The organism is Dyella sp. C11 (assembly GCF_003121485.1).
Classification (GTDB): domain Bacteria; phylum Pseudomonadota; class Gammaproteobacteria; order Xanthomonadales; family Rhodanobacteraceae; genus Dyella.
This window is the reverse complement of sequence record NZ_QAVX01000018.1, coordinates 61,308-79,966: the sequence shown is the minus strand read 5'-3', so window position 1 is coordinate 79,966 and position 18,659 is coordinate 61,308. Positions and strand designations below refer to the sequence as shown.

Genomic DNA, 18,659 nt, shown 5'->3' with positions numbered 1-18,659 from the left:
CACACAAGCTCGGCTGTGGGAGCGCGTCTTGCTCAGTGGCAGACGAGGACGGGCACGTCGGCGCGCAGCAGTACCTTGTGGGTTTCGCTGCCAAGCAGCAGGCGGGTCATGCCGCGCCATCCGTTGGAACCCATCACGATAAGGTCGGCGTGCCGGTCCTTGCACGTCTGCACGATGCACTCGTACGGCTGGTCGCCGAAATCGGCCACGCTGTCGAACGGTACGCCGGCGGCATCCGCCATGGCCTTCACCTGATCCAGATAGCGCTGCGCATTGACCTTGGCTTCTTCGTTGTAGGCGAACTCGGTGGCGGCCAGCACGGCGCCCATGTACGAGATGGTGTGAAAGGGTGACATCACGTGGATGGCGGTGACCTTTCCCTGGGTCAGCCTGGCCTGTTCGATGCCCACCTGGGCGGCGCGCAGGGAGAGTTCGGAACCGTCGACGGGGATGAGGATGTGCTTGAACATGAGTCCCTCGCTGAAAGCCGCGGTGCGGCGTGGGAGGTGCAGGCCAGTGCGCCAGGCAGCGTGGCGCATGCGTCGTGCAGCGCCCGTCATGGGCGCCGGTGCCAGCTTAAGGTGGTCGGTAAAGGCGTGTCGGCCCTGGCGTCAATACGCCACATGGCGGTGCATTTCCGGGTTGCCGGCGTGCACGTCATGCCAACGCAACGTGGCTACACTGGATGCAAGGAATCCAAGGGAGGCCAGGGTCATGTTCAAGAACATCCTTCTTCCAGTCGACGGCTCCGAGCATGCATTGAAAGCCGTCGATACCGGCATCGAGTTGGCGGCGAAGCTGGGGGCGACCGTTTTCGGCGTGCATGTATTGCCGCCCATTTCCACGGTGTCCTTCATGTCCGAGCTGCTGCAGCACAACCCGTGTCATACGCAGGCGGCGAAGGCGAGGGCGCAGACCTTTCTCGATGAAGTCGTTCGACGGGCCGACGCAGCGCACGTGCCATGCGAAACCGAGATTGCCTGCGACCTGAGGCCGTACGTAGCCATCATTGCGGCAGCAGCAAAGCATCATTGCGACCTGATCGTGATGCGCTCGCGCGGCCAGGAGGGGCTGGAGCGCGTATTGATCGGCAGCGTTCCGCACAAGGTGATGCTGAGCTGTGACACGCCCGTGCTGGTCTGTCACTGAGCGCGAAAGCCTCGATCAGATCTGGTCGGCGGGCGGCACCAGGTGATGCTTCACCTGGATGGCATCCAGTCGATCGCATACCCAGGAACGATCGCTCGGTTCGGCGCGTTTCTGGATGGCATTGGCCATGCTCATGAAGCTCGCCCAGAAGTCGTTCGGGGCGGGTTTGCTGGTTACCAGGCGCGGCACGGAGTCATCCAGCGCGTCGAGCATCTGGTCGAGTTGGGCGGTGGACTTGACCATGAAAGGAGCGTGCGCCGCCGAAGATCAATGCCGCGCGAAAGTCTTACTCAAAGTGTCACGACGGCTTAACGGCCTCGGATGCAACGTTGATTTCCCCACCCGGGACGAGGCGGTGCCTGTATGGAATGGGATCGCGACAATGACCTGCTCAACCGTGCCTGCGACGAACTGATCGAGCAGAACACGCTGTTGCAGCAGGAAATCGAGTTACTACGCGCCCAGTTGCGCCGGCATCCGACCGGCGAGCTACAGATCCGCGAGTGCCGCCGGCAGATGGACGAATGGCAGGAAAGCACGCACGCCTGTGCGTCCTTCTCCCCGCAGGAGATGCCGGCCTACTGAACGTCCAGCACGATCTTGCCGATGTGCTGGCTGCCCTCCATGGCGCGATGGGCATCGGCGGCGCGAGCCAGGGGATAGGTAGCGTGGACGAGCGGCAGGCAGCGTCCTTCGGCCAGCACAGGCCAGACGTGTTCCCTCAATGAGGCGGCAATCGCCGCCTTTTCCTGTGCCGTACGCGGCCGCATGGCTGAGCCGGTCACCACGGCGCGCTTGGCCATGATGGCGTGCAGGTTCACGTGATCGGCCACGCCGCCGCCCAGGAAGCCGATGAGCAGCAGGCGTCCATCACGTGCCAGCGTGGCAAGGTTATCGGCGAAGTAAGGGGCGCCCATGATGTCCAGGATCACGTCCGCGCCACGGCGTTCCGTGCGCGCCAGCACCACCTCGGCAAACGATTCCTGCCGGTAGTTGATGGGCTCGCCGCCCAGTTCCCGGATCGCCTCGCATTTTTCGCTGCCGCCGGCCGTGGCAAAAGCGCGGATGCCAAACTCACGACACAGCATGAGCGCCGTGGTGCCGATGCCGCTGGTGCCTCCGTGGATGAGCGCCACGTCGCCGCGGCGTGCGTGGCCCAGCTGGAACAGGTTTGCCCACACCGTGAAGAAGGTTTCGGGTATGGCTGCGGCCTGCTGCATGGAAACGCCCTGCGGGACCGGTAGCACCTGGCCGGCGGGCGCCACGCAGTATTGGGCATAGCCGCCGCCATTGGTCAGCGCACACACGCTTTCGCCAAGCGTATGCGTGGTCACGCCTTCGCCGAGGGCAGCCACGGTGCCCGCCACTTCAAGGCCGGGAATGGGGTTCGCCCCAGGCGGGATCGGGTAGTTGCCTTCGCGTTGCAGCACATCGGGTCGATTGACGCCGGCGGCGCGCACATGGATCAACACCTCGCCCGGTCGCGGCACCGGTACGGGTGACTGCCGCGGTTGCAGTACATCGGCGGCACCGGGTGCGCTGATGTGGATTTCGGTCATCGTCGCGGGGAGCGAAGGACGCATAAGGCGCTCCGGCATGGGCGGTTCAAGGATGTGCGGCGCGGGCGTGGCGTCGGCGTTTGAACCACCAGCGTAAGGACAGGACGATGACGATCAGGAGAAGAACGCCGGCCACGCTGATCACCTGAAGCATGCGGGCCTGGCTATACATCAGGAAGCGGCCTGACTGGCTGTAGAAGCCGTTGAACGAGGCGAGCACCTGGGGAAGCCTGGCCAGGTCGTCTTTGCCCAGCGGCAGCGGCGCTTCGTCCGGATGCCAGTTCGAGCCCATCGGTTCGAGCTGCCCATGCCGGTCCAGCTCGATGTGACCGCCAAGCACGTACGTCACCGGGCGATCCCGCAGGTAGTCATTGATGCGTGCGGCGCTGGCCCGGTCCGCTGCAGGGTCGTCGATGATCAGGCGGCCGGGAAGAAAGAAGTCACCGGTGAAGACGAGTCCCGTGTTCGCGTCGTAGAACGATACGTGCGACGCGTAGTGGCCTGGCGTGGCAATCACGTCGACCACCCGGTCGCCCAGATCGATATGCGCTACATCGTCGGGCCACTGTTTGAAGCCGAAGCCTTCGGTTACGTGAGGGAGGTCGGTGCCCATCACCGTGACGTCCGGTGCGCCGGTGAATTGCGTATCGCCCGAGCGGTGATCGAGATGGCCATGCGTATGCGCCACCAGCAAGGGCATGCGCTTGCCGTCAATCTGCGGCAGCAGTCCCAGCACGGTGGCAGCCAGCGGCATCTGCTTCGCATCCGCGATATCGCCGGTGTCGATCAGCAATGCGCGCGATGAGCCGATGAGCAGGTAGACAAACGGGCCTTCGTAAGTCTGGCAAAGGCTTTCGCGCAAGATGTAAGTGCCCGCGTCGTAACGCTGCACCTGCAAGGGACGAGCTGGGTGGGCCTGACAGTTGGCAGCGCCGTTGTCCCACGTGGTGTTGATGTTGCCGGGAACCGGGGCGGCCATCGTTGGCATGATGAACAGCATGGCCACGCAGCAAAGCACGATCAGCGGATACTTCATCCTTGCCTCGACGGATCGGGGCGCGACCGGGGGATCGCGCATGCGTCGGGTCCGATGCGGGTGACGGCTCCAGGGTTTAAAGCCCGTGGAAAATCTCGCCTGGGCATGGCGTTTCCTCGCCGTCATTCCACTAGGCGCCCGATGCCCCTCGTCGTCATTCCGGCGAAGGCCGGAGGCGCTTTTTCAACGGCCGCAGGGCCGGTCATCCAGCGCCTTTGGTTGGGCATGAGAAAGGCACTGGATCCCTGCCTCCGCAGGGATGACGATCAAGGACGTACGCCCGATGCCCCTCACCGTCATTCCGGCGAAGGCCGGAATCCAGTGCCTTTGGGTGGGCGTGAGAAAGGCACTGGATCCCTGCTTTCGTAGGGATGACGATCAAAGTCGTAAGCCTGCCACCCCTCACCGTCATTCCGGCGAAGGCCGGAATCCAGCGCCGTTGGGTGGGCATGAGAAAGGCGCTGGATCCCTGCCTCCGCAGGGATGACGATCAAGGACGTATGCCCGATGCCCCTCACCGTCATTCCGGCGAAGGCCGGAATCCAGTGCCTTTAGTGGGGCGTGAGAAAGGCACTGGATCCCTGCCTTCGCAGGGATGACGATCAAAAGCGCAGGCCACATACCCCTCACCGTCATTCCGGCGAAAGCCGGAATCCAGTGCCTTTTAGTGGGGCGTGAGAAAGGCGCCGGATCCCTGCCTCCGCAGGGATGACGATCAAAGACGTAAGCCTGCCACCCCTCACCGTCACTCCGGCCTTCGCAGGAATGACGATCAGGCACTGACATTCCATCGCCTTGAATAACCTTCCATTCAAAGCTGATTGACAGGCATCGCCGGGACAGTGGCGTCGATCGAGGCCGGGTCGAGTCGGCTTTTCAGCCAATGGTCGACGGTGGCGAGCGGGCAAATGTCCTTGCCGGGGCAGGGCGCCAACGGAAGTGCATGACGAACCAGCGCCGCATCGCCGGAAAGGTCGGCCTGTCGCAGCGCCTCCAGCGTCGGCATCCAGCTGGATACCCGCACGCCATAACCATCCTTGGCCTTGACCAGGTCGAACACCAGGGCGCCGCCAGGCGGATAGTCGTCGGGCTGGCGTGTGTCATGCCAATCCACGCCGAGCACGCCGGCCAGATTGGCCAGGTTGGTGTCGTGCCCCACCAGCAGCACGGCACGGCTCCCCTTCGGTGAAAGCGGTGCCACGCCGGTTGTCATGCCTGCGGACTGCTGCAGCGTCGCCATCACGTGCGCCAGCAGATTGGAGCCGGCGTTCGATGCCGACGGCATGCTCTTCTTGGCCAGGGCAAATTGCAGGTTGTGCAGCGTGATGATGCGACCGATGGTGGCCGCATCGCCTTTGCCCCAGGCCACCTTGTCCGGTGCGACTCCCTGCGCGTATTCCAGCATCAGGTTCTCGCTGAGGCTGCCGGCGGACTTGAGCGCCTTGGCGCGCGATGCGGCATCGTCATGGGCCGGATCCAGCAGCAGCTTGCGCTGCTGCTCGCGTGCATCGGCAAGGCACGCTTCGCCGTTGCAACCCAGTAGCAGGGTTTGCAACTCGACGAGCGCCGGTGGCGGCCATGCGGAGGGCGCTGCCACCGGTGCGTCGTCGTCTTTGGCGCCGGATGGGTTGTTGAAGTGGAATAGCGCGTTGTTCTGTTCGGGTGGCAGGGCCAGATAACTGGCATGACACTCCGGCTGCAAGCCCTTGGCCAGCGCTGCGCCGCTGCCGCGATTGCGTGGCGTGCTGTCGGCGATGATCAGCCACGCATCGTCGCACTTGCCGCTGCCGAGGCCGTCATTCACGAGCATGCGGCGAAAGCGCTGACCCAGCGAGGTCATGCCTTGCGCGCCGTGTTCGGTAAGGACACCTGGCGCAACCGGCCATGCCGTCCACGGTCGGTTGGCATAAGGCGCCAGTTCCTCCGGCGAACTGGTGGGCGAACGCACGCCGTGCCGCATCACGATCACGCGCGTCACCAGTGTTTCACCTTGGGCGAACACGGGAGCGCAGACCAGCATCGCCGCGAGCAGGCAGCCGCGCAAAAGCGTGGAGCGCTTCATCGATACGCCGCTCACAGCTTCACCGACAGGTCGAGAAACACGCCGCGTCCCGGCAGGCCGAAGAACAGGGGCGCGCCGCTGACGGCCTGCGTGCCGGCATAGCCGGTGATCTTGTGCACGTTGAACAAGTTGTTGATGTCCACGCTGGCCGACCAGCCCTTGGCACCCCAGGGGCCGTGATCCGCGCGGTAGCCGAACGCCGCATCGGTGATGAAGTAACCGGCGATGCGCTGGTCGTTCTCGAACACCGTATTGCCGTTGCTGTCGGTCACGTTGTCCAGGCCGTACTGCTGCCCGGCGAACTTGCCCATCAGTGAACCGAAATAGCCGAGCGGGCTGCTGTAGAGCAGGCCGAGTGCCGCCGTGACCTTGGGCGTGGCCGCCACCTGCACGCTGGAATTCTTGTACGTGGCCTTGTTGTAGCTGGCGTTGCCATACAGGCTCAGCGTCTGCGTGAGCGCATACGTGCCTTCCACCTCCGCGCCCTTGTAGATGGCTCCACCGGAATTGACGTACGTCATCTCGTTGCCGTTCGACGTCGCCACCTCGGTCTCCGTGAGGTAGTTGGAGAAGTCGATGTAGTACACATCGGCGCCGAAGGTGTATTCGCGCGTGGCGTAGGCCGTGCCGAGCTGGTAGTTGGTGGTGGTTTCCGGGTCCAGCGCGCGCGAGCCGTTGACGTAGATCACATCGATGGGCGGCGCCAGGAAACCCTTCGCCACTTGCGCGTACGCGCTCCATTCGTCGTTGATCTTTTCGTGCGCACTCAGCGAGGGCAGGGTGGCGCTATAGGTGGCTTCGGCATACGCCGGCGTGGGCGGCGACACCTTGTTGAGCGGCGCATCGAGCTGGCGCGTGGCTTCCGAGTAGCGCATGCCCGGGCTCAGCGTGAAACTGTCGGTGACGTTCCAGTCGTATTGCAGGTAGGGCTGCACGGTATCCGTGCGATCGCTCAATTGATAGTTGTACGCAGGGCCGTACTTGGTGCCCGTTGGCGCGCCCGTGGTTTCGTCAATCGGAAGCTGATAGCGCGCATCCAGGTTGCGCTCCAGCCACACGCCCGTCTGCAGTTCACCCGGGCCCAGCTCGCGCGCCAGGCGAAGCACGTCGCCGAAGGCATGGAAGCCGTTGTCGGCCTGCTTGCCGGGTACGTCGGTGGCTGCCTTGCTGAGCTTCTTGCCCTTGGCGTCATAAAAAGTGACGCCATTGTCGGCGGGGTTGTTGTCGCTGGCGTCGCTGGTCTTGCGCGACCAGTGATCGAAGCTGTTGTAGTAGACCTTGTTGTCCACGCTCCAGTCGCCGATGCGGCTGGTGATGCCGACGTAAGTGAAGCTGGAGTAGTACGCGGCGTTGTTGTAGCCCTTGTACGACTGCAGCGTCGGATCGTTGGTCAGGCCGTAGCGCCAGCCGACCTCGGCGATCTCGTCCTTGGTAGCGCCCTGCACCGTGTTCTGGTGTTCCTGGTTGTAGCTGGTGACAAAGGTCAGCTGTGTTTCTGCACCAAGGTCGGTAATCGTCTTGACGAAGAGGTGCTCACGGCGATCGTCCGTGCCCTTCAGGTAGGTGTCGCTGGCTTCCTTGGATACATCGGCGAACAGCTTGGTGTTCGAGCCCAGCGGTTCGTCCACGCTGACGCCGCCCGCACGCGTGTTCCAGCTGGCGACGGTGAGATACGCCGTCACGCCGGATACGTCGCTGGGATCACGCGAACGCAGACCCACCGTGCCGCCGAAAGTGGCGTTGCCGATGGTCGAGCCGCCGCCGGGGCCGCGATCGATTTCCGCCTGACCGAGCACATGGTTGTTGAAATACGCCGACGTCGTGTGATGCAGGTCGCTCGCATCACCGAACGGAATGCCGGCGAAGGTGATGTTGAACTGGCCGTCCTGGAAGCCGCGAATGCTGATGTTCTCGCTCTTGCCCATGCCGGGGCCTTCCGGCGATACCACGGTCACGCTGGGCGCGTACTTGATGATGTCGTCGAAGTTCGAGTTGCAGCGCAGGCCATCGCGAATGAAGCGCTCGTCGATCACCGAGGTGGGCTGCACGGCATCCCGCGGCGCCGCACTCGGAGCCAGCGTGTTGACGGCGTTGGCGTGCACGCTAATGGGCGCAAGCTCGCGCGTGCCGTCGTTGGTGTTGATGACGGGCATGCCGCGCGACGCGTCAGCGCCCGCGGCTACTGCCTTTCCCGCGTTGGCGTCCCGCACGATGGTGACGGTGGTTGGCGTGACGAAGCGATAGCCAAGACCCGTGCCCTTGAGCAATTGCGCCAGCTGTTGCCTGGGTTCAAGCCCGGCGGACGCGCCACTGCTGCGCAGGCTGTCGGCGACATCAGGGCTGTAGACGACCTGGAGGCCGGTGGTTCGTGCAAACTGGTCCAGCGCCTGGTTCAACGGCATCGCGGCAATGGCCGGTGCCGACGATGTATTCGAGGTCTGTGCAAACGTAAGAGCCGGGGGCGTGCTGCCGAGCAGCAGCGCAATCTGGAGAGCGAGCAGTTTCCGCATGGTGCGTCTGACCTTCGATGGAGTGAACATGGGGCGACGAGGCCATCACGCCTCGCCGCGGCATGCCCATCTACGAGTGTCGAGCGAACCCATTGGGTACCGCTTTCTTCATGAATTTTTTCTTACAGCCTGCGTGTGCGCCATCGGTGCACGCACGATGCGCACATCATCCGGCCCGCGAATCACCTGCACGTCAGGCAGCGTAAGCAGGTAGGCGACAAACGAATCCATGTCGCGTGCGTGGAAGCGCCCGGAGATAAGCGTGGCGCCGATGCCCGCATCTTCGATCAGCAACGGGTGGCTGCTGTACGCGTTGAAGCGACGCGCCACGTTGGCCACGCTGGCGCGCTCGAAGTGGATGTCGGCAGGCAACCAGTGCGTGCTGCTGGCGAGATCGGCGTGGCGATCGACAAGATCCAGCGAGCCATCCACATGCATGGTGGCCTCCTGGCCTGCCGTCAGCTCCGTGAGGGGCGAGCGATCCGTGGTTGTCGCATCAGCACTCCACCGGGCCTGGTCGCGCTGCCAGACCTTGACCTTGCCACTGATCACGGTGACGCGTCCGCCATCGTCGGCGTAGTGGGCATCGAAGACCGTGCCGATATCCTGGAGCTCGTTGGCACCCAGGCGCACACGCAAGGGGCGCGCGGGGTCATGCGCCACGTCGAACAGGGCGCCGCCGCGCAGCACGTCGATACGGCGCTGGGTGGGGCACATGCTGACGGCGACGATACTGTCGCGGTCCATCTGCACGGCCGTGCCGTCCGGCAGCGTGGCGCTGCGCACGGCGTTGCCTTCCGAGGCGTAGCTTTCCCAGGGCGGCGGTGGCGAAGCCATCCATGCGGCGCCACCGATTGCTGCCACGACGACCGCTGCAACGGCTTGGGCCAGCCATGCCATGCGACGGCGACGCGGCGTGAGGGTGGGTGCGGGTTCCGGCACGCGCGGCACGTTCAGTGGCACGACGGAGGTGTCGCCGGCGGCCAGTTCGCACAGTTGTTTCTCGCTCAATGGGTCCATGGCGCTGGCAGCACCAAGGTCCCCATGCAGGTGCGCCATGGCCAGGTATTCCGTGACGTGCAGCGGCGATTCGCGCAGCCAGGCGGTGAATGCCTGCTGCTGCGATTCATCCAGGCCTTCCTGCTGGTCGAGATACCAGCCTGCCGCTTCCTCGGTGGCGCGGCGCTGGCGTTCGGCGGCTTCGCGGTGGCGTGCGAAATCAGTCATAGCGAGCCATCCCGACGCGGCATACGGCCAGCGCCTTGACCATGTATTTCTTGACCATGTGCGTGGAAATATTCAGTCGTTCGCCGATCTCGCGATAACCCAGTTCATCGCGGTAATGCATGACCAGCGCCGCGCGACATTTCGGCGTGAGCCGCATGATGACGGCCGCCAGTCGTTGCCGGCGCAGGTCGCGATCGACGCCGGCCGCCGCATCGCACGGCGTGAACAGGCGTTCCAGTACTTCGCTCACTTCATCGCCGGTCCTGGGGCTGCGTTGCTTGCGCATCGCGTGCTCCTTCACCAGGTTGGCCGCGACGGTGAAGAGGTAAGCCTCCGGCTTTTCGATAAGGTCCGTGCCGTCACGATCCGTGCGCAGCAGGCGCAGGTAAAGCTCTTGCACAAGATCCTGCGCATCCCACGCGTGCGCGGTGCGCTTCAGGAAATAGCGGTTGAGCGTGTCGTGCTGTTCCTCGAACAGCTGCGCCAGCCCTGCATTGGAATCGGCGGTCACGTGCACTCGCAGCGCCGTCGACGCCCGTCGTCGGCTATGGGCCCAGATTCACATCGGAAACTAACGCGTATTTGTGACGACTGCGTGAAAGTGCCCGGCAAAGTGTGATCGGGAATGCAAAACCATGGTGTCGGGTGTGCTGCAGGCACTTACTGGCATGCATGGACTGAGGCAGAGTCGCGCGGCTGCATGGCGACCGCTGGTCGGCGTGCAGTGTCGATCGGACTTGAGCGATGCCGTCGGCATCTCGGAATAGGGGATCACTATGGAGGGAAATCACATGCATCATGCATCGAGCCGTAAGTTGCGCTGGCTGGCCGTGAGTCTGCTGGCCATGTCGGTGATGTCGCTGAATGCCATGGCCGATAACGGCCTCGCATCCACGGGCCTTGGCCAGTCCTGGCCCAATGCCACCGACGTCAGCGCCAGCCCGCATTGGCACGTCTATGTCTTCCAGCGCAACGGCGTGCGCTACGTGCAGATCAACGACCTGGGTGGCAAGGTGCGCGCCGCGTTCGCTGCCGCATCGGGCACGTTCCTCGCGCTGCCGGTGGGTGCCGATGCCGCACGCGTGGCGACGCCCGACGAGCCGCTGCCGGCATCCGGCAACACGAAGGGCGACATCGTCTATCAGGACAGCTCGGTGAAGGTGATGGTGGCCACGCAGGCCGATGGCACCGCGACAACCTACGTTGCGCAGGGCGATTGCCACGATCCCGTCGAGTGCAGTTCGCGCATCAACTGATGGTGCCTTGAGAGACGCCGGAGCGCTTCCGAAGCGAAGCGCTCCGGTGAATCGATGCGGTGCGCAGCGAATCGTGCAGCAGCAAGGTCACGCTGACACCCTGGCCGATATCGCGCAGGTGTACGTCGCCGCCGTAGATGTGCGTGCGGTCGCGAATCGACGAAATGCCCAGGCCGCTTGCGCCCAGCAGCGTCATGGCCTGTTTCCACGGCTCGACATCACCTTCGTGCATGCGCGGCTGATCGGCCTGGCCGGCGGCGCCGGGCACGCGCAGGCCACTCAGGCGCATCACCACCCAGCGCTGGCCGCGCGTATGGCCGCCGCGCAACTGCAGGCGCACGTCCTGCATGGTGCCGCGCGACAGCACGTACACCAGCACTTCGCAGGCGAGCCGATAGAGCGCCATGTGCACATCGGGCGCGAGCTGGCTCAATCCGCGGCCCGAAAGCTCGCATTGATAGGTGGCGCCTGCCATGTGGATGGCCTGCGCGAACGGCCCCTCGCGCAGCGTGGCCGGCACGCCGCGCTCGCGCCAGCCGCGGGGGTAGAGCGCATTGGCCAGGCGATGCATTTCGTGCTGTGCCAGTGCGACCTGTTTGGCGTACGTGCGCTCCTCGTTCGAAGGCAGCACATGTCGAAGACGGTCCAGCAGGCGATTGTGGTTCTCGCGGATGGTGTGGCCGATATGTTCAAGCGTGTCCGCAGCCTGCCGCAGGCGCAGTTCCTCAAGATAAAGACCTTGCTGCGCCAGCTGGAAACCCCGCAGCGTGTCCATGTTCGTGGCCTGTTCGGCATGCACCTGATGCGCGATGCGCGAGCCCAGCATCAGCAGCGTCGTGATGGCGAAGGCAATGAGCGCCTGCGCCTGGATCACCCCGGGGTCGCGCACCATGGACGACGTCAGCGTGACGGCAACGCTTGCCAGGGTGCCACCCAGTGCTGCGCCTTGCCATCCATGCCGCGAGGTAAGCCACACCACCGGCAGGAACATGGCAATGCGGAACACCTGCATGCTGTCCCCCTGGCTGCTGAAGACCAGCCCCATGAGCACGAGCAACGGCGTCAGCACACCGATCAGCATGTCCTTCACCAGGCGGCTGCGCCATAGCGACACATCGCGCGTGGCGATGGCCTGGCGTGTCTGCCACAGGAAAATGGCGAGCACGGCAGGCGCAATGGCCAGGGCGCCAAGGTAGTTCCCGAGGAAGTAGCCGAAAACAATGGGCGCGTCGACCTGCGGAAGCGCGTCCGCAGGCGGCATGCGTACGGCCGACAGCACGACCGCATCGCCAATGGCCGTGAACACGGCGCCGGCGAGAATCACGCCAAGCAACAGGGGCATGTTGATCTGATGCGCACCCAGCAGCAGTCGTGCGTGGCGTCGGGTCCACGCCACCACCGCCATCAGCGGAAGAATCGGCGGCACGGCGGCCAGCACCGACCAGCGCCAGCCAAAGTCATCCGCGCAATGCCACGCGTGATAACCGAGCGGAATCATTTCGCCGACCAGCAGGGCGGGCCAGTAGCGATAGGGAAACAGGAGCAGGCACGCCACGCGCAGCCCGGCGGGAAGATTCCAGTGCGAGACGGAGATGTTCCGCAGCAGCGTGTAGCCGATGGCGTATGCCGCGCACACAGCCATGTGGCGGCCCCAGGCGCGCGGAGCGATTGCTTCCCCCATCGTGCTTCTTCCCCGTGGTTGCCGTGACTCCCCAGGCTCACGTGGGCCTGGGGTTATGTGGTGCCGCGAATGCCTCGCGTGTCACCACCCCATCTTTGCCAGGTTGGGTTTCGGCGATCCCGCCGGCGTTGCTCCGGGCTGTTTCACCATCCTGGATCATCTATTGGGCTGCGCCACGACTTGAACCCTGCACACAGGCGCTGCCTTGTTACAACGTTACGAACTTTTGCATAAAAGTCGGTGACGTTCCGGTGAAGGGTGTCGCATTGTGATGCACTGCAAGTACTTGCGATGCCTCATTCAGGCGCGCCGCCATCGGGTTCATGCCGCGGAAGCGCCATCGCCGCGGCGACTGGTGATTTCCACCCCTTCACGCATCGCCTTTGTCACCGGCGTGTTGGCGACAATCTCCAGCAGTCGATCCCACTGGTCGTCCGTCAACGGACCAGTGGCGTGCAATGTTCGTTGCACGTGCAGCTGCCCGTCGTCATCGCGGTCCAGGCGAAGCTCCGCGCGAAATTCGCCAAGGTCCCAGCCCTTGCGCTGTGCATACATGCGCAGGGTGATGGCGGTGCAGGCCGAAAGCGCGGCAAGGTAGTAGTCGAATGGAGCCGGGCCAGCGCCCTGGCCGCCAAGTGCAGCTGGTTCGTCGGTATCGAGCGCGAAATGGCCGGCGCGAATGTGATGAAGATAATTGGCGTCCGTCGAAACAATGGTGGCGATCGATACTTTGGGCATGACTAACTCCGGGCAGTGCATGTCTGTCGATGAGGCGGCAGGTTAAGTGCCGATGCCCGGTTCGCCAAGCAGCGGGTCTCGAATGCCCCGGTGGCAATTGGACAAAAGTAGATGCCGGGAATGAGGGTTTGGCCCGCTTCTGCGCTGCGCGTCCATGAGACGCAGCGATATAATTGGTCCTGTCTGTACGCGCCGCCGCCTATGGCCTGTTCTGCTGCAACCGACCATCGATACGATGATCAACAGGCCGCCGCGCGCATCATTGCGCTCCACTTCCGGATGATCCCGCCATGCGTTCCCTTGTTCTGCCCGCCGCCATTGCGTTGAGTCTCGTTCTTGCCGGCTGTGCCACCAGCCGTGGTTTGCACACCACCGGCACGATGACCGATGCCAGCAGCCTGAAGTCCGAGCGCAGTCTTGCCGATGTGCAGCTGAGTCCTGCCGCGTGGCCGGCGCAGGACTGGTGGGTGGGCTATGGCGATCCGCAGCTCACGGCATTGATTGAGGAAGCACTGAAGAACAACCCGAGCCTTGACCAGGCGCAGGCACGTGCGCGTCAGGCGCAGGCCGTGGCCGACAGCGTGAACGCCGGCCGCAAGCCGCAAGCGAACTTCGATACATCCATTACTGGCGCTTACCTCTCGAAGAAGCACCCCATTTATCCGGAGTACGTGCTCGGCACGTTTGCCTGGAGCAAGTCGCTCACGGCGGATTTCTCGTGGGATCTGGATTTGTGGGGCGGCAAGCGCGCGGCGTGGGAATCTGCACTGGGCCACAGCCGCGCGGCAGAGATTGAAGCTCACGCCGCCCGCATCGAGTTGTCGGTGAACGTGGCACGTGCGTATGTGCAGCTGAGCTATGCGTTCTCGCAGAAAGATGTCGCCGATGCCGAACTTGAACGCGCCACCCGCTCGCTGGATGTCACGCACAAGCTGGTAAAGGGCGGACTCGACACTCCGCAGCAGGAACATCTGGCCGACTCGCAGGTGGCGGGCGCCGAGCAGCAGAAGGTGGCGGCGGATCGCGCCATCGATGCAGCGCGCAGCAGCCTTTCCGTGTTGCTGGGGCAGGGGCCGGATCGTGGCCTGAGCATCGAGCGCCCGCGCATGGCCGATCGCGGTCCGGCCGTGGTGCCGGACAAGTTGTCGGTCGACCTGGTGGGACGTCGCGCGGATCTGGTTGCCGCGCGCTGGGAAATCGAAGCGGCCAACAAGGAAGTGACGGCGGCGAAGAAGGATTTCCTGCCCAACATCAGCATCAGCGCATTGGCGGGTTTCGTTGCCGTGGGCGGCAGCACCAACGTGCTGTCCATGCAGGCCAAGGAATATGCGTTTGGTCCCGCCTTGAGCCTGCCGTTGTTCGATGGCGGTCGTCGCCGCGCGCATCTGGCCGGCGCCGATGCCGAGTACGACGCCATGGTGGCGCGCTACAACAGCCTGCTGATCAGCGCCTTGAACGATGTGTCGGATCAGGTATCCGCGCTCACCTCGGTGCGCCAGCAGATCGTGCTGGAGAAGCGCGCGGTGGATGACGCGCAGAAAAGCTGGAACGATGCGATGCGGGCCTACCAGGGTGGCCTGAAGGGCCCGCTGACGCCGCTCACCAGTCGCCAGCAGTTGCTGACCGCGCAACAGCGCCTGGCGCTGCTCGAAAGCCAGCAGACCGATATTTCCATTCGCCTGATCGAGGCAATGGGCGGCGGTTTCGATGGATCGGGCGACGTCGCCGAAATGAACAGTGCATCGAACGCAACGCCGCAGGCGTCGACCACCACGGACACGGCTCGCTGATGCCCTACGAACTGCACGCCATCGACTCGCCCGTCGCCGACGATCACGAAGCCATTGCCGCGCCGTTGCGTGCTTACAACCGAAGCAAGGTTCCGTCGCTGGACATCCAGCCACTGGTGATTGCGCTGCGCGATGAACAGGGCAACACCATTGGCGGGTTGTGGGGCGAAACCGCACTCGACTGGCTGCACATCGACCTGCTGGGCATCCCTGAATTCCTGCGCGGGCAGGATGTGGGCACGGCCATCATGCATCGTGCCGAAGCCATCGCCCGCGAGCGCGGCTGCATTGGCGCATGGCTCGACACCTTTGCGTTCCAGGCGCGCGGGTTCTACGAAAAGCTCGGCTACAGCGTGTTCGGCGAGATTCCCGATCACCCGGTGGGCGGCGCACGCTACTTCCTGCGCAAGCGGTTCTGATTCAACGCAGAATCTCTACCAGCAGTATCCACGCGCCATACATGCCGCCAAGGAAAGAAAACAGCACGCCCGGCACCAGCCAGTAGAGGCCGCCGCCCACGCCCAATTCCAGCGACACGGCCATGGCCAGGAAGGGCAGCGTCGCCAGCTGGGTCATTACGGCGCGGGTGATGATCCAGTCCTTGTGCTCGCGCCAGTTCCAGTCCGCGCTGCCCTGGCGCAATTGCCGGTACTGGAGGTGGGTGGGAACCAGCCACGCGAGAAAGCCGATGGCCAGCGCCACCCACCCGAACACACGCTCAGGGATGCCGGGAACGAGGCCGACGGTGGCGATCAGCAGCACGTTGGAAAGCTTGCAAAGCGCGTCGATGGCCCGGCTGGGCAGAATCGGGTTGGCGAGGATGCGCGTCAGGTTGATCGAGATCGCCACGAAAAGCAGCCCGGTCAGCGCGGCAGCAGCCCCCACTTCTGCAGCCAGCAGGGTGGCCCAGCCCGTCAGGTCGTAACTGTGCATGGCGTCCCCTTGGTGCTCCCGTGGTGAACATACAACGCCTGCCGCGCGGGTACTGGAAAACCGCCTCGCAGACCCCATATTTGTTGCCTTGAGTCCCCACACCGGGAGGCGTGCAGCAATGGCAACGGGCTGGGCAGGCGATGGCGCCGTGCAAGACCAGATCGACGCGACCGTGAGCGATGCGGTGAAGCGCGCACGCAGCCGCCTGCAGCAAGGGCCTGGTCTCAGTCATTGTGAGGAATGCGACGCTGCCATTCCGGAGGCGCGGCGCAAGGCCGTGCCCGGCGTGCGGTTGTGCATCAACTGCCAGGCAGCGCACGACAAGGAAGAAGCCGCTTTCGCCGGCTATAACCGTCGCGGCAGCAAGGACAGCCAGCTGCGCTGAACAGCGGCTGGATCGAAGCGCCGGTTTCACCCGATATCCACGTTTTTGCCGCGCTGCAGCGGGGTTTCGGTCTTGACACATACCGTCACGGCGAGGGTCAATGCTGCCTTTCGTCGACTCAGGATGTGTCTTCGCATGACCCCGTCTTACCGCTCGCACCTGTCTGCCGTTTCCACCGCTGGTGAGGTGCGCCGATGAGCAGCCGCCTCAGTCCGCTGGCCGGCAAGCAGGTACCCGAATCGCAGCTGGTCGACGTCACCCGCCTGCGCGACGCCTATATCGATCTGCGCCCGGACGTAGGCGTGGCGAGCCAGCGCGTGGCGTTCGGCACGTCGGGTCATCGCGGCAGCTCGTTCGACCGCAGCTTCAACGAATGGCATGTGCTGGCCATTACCCAGGCCATCTGCGAATACCGCGCCGGCAAGGGCATCGACGGGCCCTTGTTCATCGGCATCGACACGCACGCACTGTCGCAGCCCGCGCTGGAAAGCGCGCTGGAAGTGCTGGCGGCCAACGGCGTGCAGGCCATGGTGTCCAAGGGCGGCGAGTACACGCCCACCCCCGCGATTTCGCACGCCATCCTCACCTATAACCGCGGACGGACGAGCGGCCTGGCGGACGGCATCGTGGTGACGCCTTCGCACAATCCGCCCGATGGTGGCGGCTTCAAGTACAACCCGCCCAATGGCGGTCCCGCCGATACCGACATCACCGGCTGGGTGCAGAAGCGCGCCAATGCGCTGATCGAAGGCGGCCTGCGCGAGGTTCGCCGCATGCCGTACGCGGACGCGATGCTTGCATCCACCACGCATGAGCACGACTTCCTCGATGCCTATGTCACGGACCTGGCGAACGTCATCGACTTCGATGCCATTCGCGCGAGCGGCGTGCATCTTGGTGTCGATCCGCTGGGTGGTTCGGGCGTGCACTACTGGGCGCCGATTGCCGAGCGTTACCGTATCGACCTCACCGTGGTCAGCGATACGGTGGACCCGACCTTCCGCTTCATGAGCGTGGATTGGGACGGCAAGATCCGCATGGACCCTTCCTCGTCGCATGCCATGCAGCGCCTGATCGGCTTGAAGGGCAGCTACGACGTCGCCTTCGCTTGCGATACCGACCACGATCGCCACGGCATCGTCACGCGCAGCACAGGCCTGCTGTTGCCCAACCACTATCTTTCCGTGCTGATCGACTACCTGTTCCGCCATCGCCCGCAGTGGCGCAGCGATGCCGGCGTGGGCAAGACGCTGGTGAGCACGGCATTGATCGATCGCGTGGCCAAGCGCCTGGGTCGCCGTCTCTACGAAGTGCCGGTCGGCTTCAAGTGGTTCGTCGACGGCCTGTTCGATGGATCGCTGGGTTTCGGCGGCGAAGAAAGCGCCGGCGCGTCGTTCCTGCGTCGCGACGGCGGCGTGTGGAGCACCGACAAGGACGGCATCGCCGCAGCGCTGATGTCGGCGGAAATTACAGCGCGCACGGGCAAAGACCCGGGCGAGCTGTATCGCGACATGACCCGCGAACTGGGCAACCCCGTTTCCGAACGCGTCGATGCGCCGGCCAACACCGAGCAGAAGGCGAGGCTGTCCAAGCTTTCGCCCGACCAGGTAAAGAGCACGCAGCTCGCCGGCGAAAAAATCGAGGCGGTGCTGGATCGCGCACCGGGCAATGGCGCACCCATCGGCGGCATCAAGGTGGCATCGGCAAACGGCTGGTTTGCCGCGCGTCCTTCAGGCACCGAAGACATCTACAAGATCTACGCGGAAAGCTTCAAGGACGAGGCGCATCTGCGCCAGTTGCTGGAAGAGGCGCAGGCGATGGTGGATCAGGCGCTCGCTTAGTTATAGGCGGTGTTGCATGGATAAAGGCGCGCTCTATGGGGCGCGCCTTTTTCGTTTTTCAAACATGAAAACATGCCCGCAAACCTTCGAAAGTTCTCCTATCCCTCACCGTCATCCCGGCGAAAGCGGGGATGCACTTTCAATGACCAAAGGGCCGATCATCCAGGGCCTTTTCGTCTTTGAAGTAAAGGCAGAGGCACTGGATTCCCGCGTCCGCGGGAATGACGGTGAGGCGAAGCGATTGCCCTAGCAAGATCGTCGGCAGACCCTCAAGCCGGCGACGCCTTTTTTTCAAATATGAAAACTTGCGCCCAAATTCTTGAAAGCTTCCCTATCCCTCACCGTCATTCCCGCGCAGGCGGGAATCCAGCGCCTTTTCGTCTTTGAAGTAAAAGCAGAGGCACCGGCCCTTCGGTAGTTGAAGAGCGCCCCCCGCGTTCGCAGGAATGACGGTGAGGCGAACTGATCGCACTCGCAAGCTCGCCGCCAGAC

At 64.0% G+C, this 18,659-nt stretch carries 19 protein-coding genes; 8 read left to right on the top strand and 11 right to left on the bottom strand.

Features of this window, described 5'->3' with window-relative positions; genetic code table 11:
• Positions 1–32: 32 nt before the first annotated feature.
• Positions 33–470 (bottom strand): universal stress protein, encoded by a 438-nt coding sequence (locus tag DK366_RS16080; protein WP_109126604.1) that lies wholly within the window; start codon positions 468–470, stop codon positions 33–35.
• A 244-nt stretch (positions 471–714) separates the two neighbouring features.
• Between DK366_RS16080 and DK366_RS16075 the strand changes: the two genes are divergently transcribed.
• The gene (locus DK366_RS16075; RefSeq protein ID WP_109126578.1) at positions 715–1,149 is read left to right on the top strand and encodes a universal stress protein; all 435 of its coding nucleotides are present in this window, start codon (positions 715–717) and stop codon (positions 1,147–1,149) included.
• 15 nt (positions 1,150–1,164) lie between these two features.
• On the opposite strand, the gene DK366_RS16070 is transcribed toward DK366_RS16075, so the two are convergent.
• A complete protein-coding gene (locus DK366_RS16070) occupies positions 1,165–1,392 on the bottom strand; it encodes a hypothetical protein (protein WP_109126577.1) in 228 nt (75 codons plus the stop codon).
• A gap of 120 nt (positions 1,393–1,512) precedes the next feature.
• Between DK366_RS16070 and DK366_RS16065 the strand changes: the two genes are divergently transcribed.
• A complete protein-coding gene (locus DK366_RS16065) occupies positions 1,513–1,734 on the top strand; it encodes a hypothetical protein (protein ID WP_109126576.1) in 222 nt (73 codons plus the stop codon).
• On the opposite strand, the gene DK366_RS16060 is transcribed toward DK366_RS16065, so the two are convergent.
• The 6 genes from DK366_RS16060 to DK366_RS16035 form a co-directional block, all read right to left on the bottom strand.
• On the bottom strand, positions 1,728–2,732 hold the full coding sequence (locus DK366_RS16060; protein ID WP_109126575.1) for an NAD(P)H-quinone oxidoreductase: 1,005 nt from the start codon (positions 2,730–2,732) through the stop codon (positions 1,728–1,730). The genes DK366_RS16065 and DK366_RS16060 overlap by 7 nt on opposite strands.
• Before the next feature lie 22 nt (positions 2,733–2,754).
• A complete protein-coding gene (locus tag DK366_RS16055; protein WP_157956592.1) occupies positions 2,755–3,744 on the bottom strand; it encodes an MBL fold metallo-hydrolase in 990 nt (329 codons plus the stop codon).
• Positions 3,745–4,555: 811 nt separating this feature from the next.
• The gene (locus DK366_RS16050) at positions 4,556–5,806 is read right to left on the bottom strand and encodes a histidine-type phosphatase (protein WP_109126573.1); all 1,251 of its coding nucleotides are present in this window, start codon (positions 5,804–5,806) and stop codon (positions 4,556–4,558) included.
• An 11-nt stretch (positions 5,807–5,817) separates the two neighbouring features.
• Positions 5,818–8,316: a TonB-dependent receptor gene (locus tag DK366_RS16045; protein WP_109126572.1), complete on the bottom strand. Its 2,499-nt coding sequence runs from the start codon at positions 8,314–8,316 to the stop codon at positions 5,818–5,820.
• A gap of 108 nt (positions 8,317–8,424) precedes the next feature.
• Positions 8,425–9,543 (bottom strand): FecR domain-containing protein, encoded by a 1,119-nt coding sequence (locus DK366_RS16040; RefSeq protein WP_109126571.1) that lies wholly within the window; start codon positions 9,541–9,543, stop codon positions 8,425–8,427.
• Positions 9,536–10,054 (bottom strand): sigma-70 family RNA polymerase sigma factor, encoded by a 519-nt coding sequence (locus DK366_RS16035; protein WP_232821080.1) that lies wholly within the window; start codon positions 10,052–10,054, stop codon positions 9,536–9,538. Before DK366_RS16035 ends, DK366_RS16040 begins: the two co-directional genes overlap by 8 nt.
• A gap of 280 nt (positions 10,055–10,334) precedes the next feature.
• Between DK366_RS16035 and DK366_RS16030 the strand changes: the two genes are divergently transcribed.
• Positions 10,335–10,799 (top strand): hypothetical protein, encoded by a 465-nt coding sequence (locus tag DK366_RS16030; RefSeq protein ID WP_109126570.1) that lies wholly within the window; start codon positions 10,335–10,337, stop codon positions 10,797–10,799.
• Here the strand turns inward: DK366_RS16030 and DK366_RS16025 are convergent.
• Together DK366_RS16025 and DK366_RS16020 are read right to left on the bottom strand one after the other, a co-directional pair.
• On the bottom strand, positions 10,792–12,480 hold the full coding sequence (locus DK366_RS16025) for an MASE1 domain-containing protein (RefSeq protein WP_109126569.1): 1,689 nt from the start codon (positions 12,478–12,480) through the stop codon (positions 10,792–10,794). The genes DK366_RS16030 and DK366_RS16025 overlap by 8 nt on opposite strands.
• A gap of 321 nt (positions 12,481–12,801) precedes the next feature.
• The gene (locus tag DK366_RS16020; protein WP_109126568.1) at positions 12,802–13,218 is read right to left on the bottom strand and encodes an OsmC family protein; all 417 of its coding nucleotides are present in this window, start codon (positions 13,216–13,218) and stop codon (positions 12,802–12,804) included.
• Between the two features lie 290 nt (positions 13,219–13,508).
• Here DK366_RS16020 and DK366_RS16015 point away from each other — a divergent pair, with 290 nt between their 5' ends.
• Positions 13,509–15,008 (top strand): efflux transporter outer membrane subunit, encoded by a 1,500-nt coding sequence (locus DK366_RS16015; protein WP_109126567.1) that lies wholly within the window; start codon positions 13,509–13,511, stop codon positions 15,006–15,008.
• Positions 15,008–15,427: a GNAT family N-acetyltransferase gene (locus DK366_RS16010; protein ID WP_109126566.1), complete on the top strand. Its 420-nt coding sequence runs from the start codon at positions 15,008–15,010 to the stop codon at positions 15,425–15,427. The genes DK366_RS16015 and DK366_RS16010 overlap by 1 nt, the downstream gene beginning before the upstream one ends.
• 1 nt (position 15,428) lies before the next feature.
• On the opposite strand, the gene DK366_RS16005 is transcribed toward DK366_RS16010, so the two are convergent.
• Entirely contained in the window at positions 15,429–15,941 is a 513-nt protein-coding gene (locus tag DK366_RS16005; RefSeq protein WP_109126565.1) for a hypothetical protein, read from the bottom strand.
• A 118-nt stretch (positions 15,942–16,059) separates the two neighbouring features.
• On the opposite strand from DK366_RS16005, the gene DK366_RS16000 reads away from it, so the two are divergent.
• The 3 genes from DK366_RS16000 to DK366_RS21295 all read left to right on the top strand — a co-directional run bounded on the left by DK366_RS16000 (position 16,060) and on the right by DK366_RS21295 (position 18,417).
• On the top strand, positions 16,060–16,326 hold the full coding sequence (locus tag DK366_RS16000) for a DksA/TraR family C4-type zinc finger protein (protein ID WP_109126564.1): 267 nt from the start codon (positions 16,060–16,062) through the stop codon (positions 16,324–16,326).
• Positions 16,327–16,520: 194 nt separating this feature from the next.
• Positions 16,521–18,167, top strand: coding sequence for a phosphoglucomutase (alpha-D-glucose-1,6-bisphosphate-dependent) (gene pgm / locus DK366_RS15995; protein ID WP_109126563.1), 1,647 nt, complete (start codon positions 16,521–16,523; stop codon positions 18,165–18,167).
• Between the two features lie 16 nt (positions 18,168–18,183).
• Entirely contained in the window at positions 18,184–18,417 is a 234-nt protein-coding gene (locus DK366_RS21295; RefSeq protein WP_157956591.1) for a hypothetical protein, read from the top strand.
• Positions 18,418–18,659 lie beyond the last annotated feature (242 nt).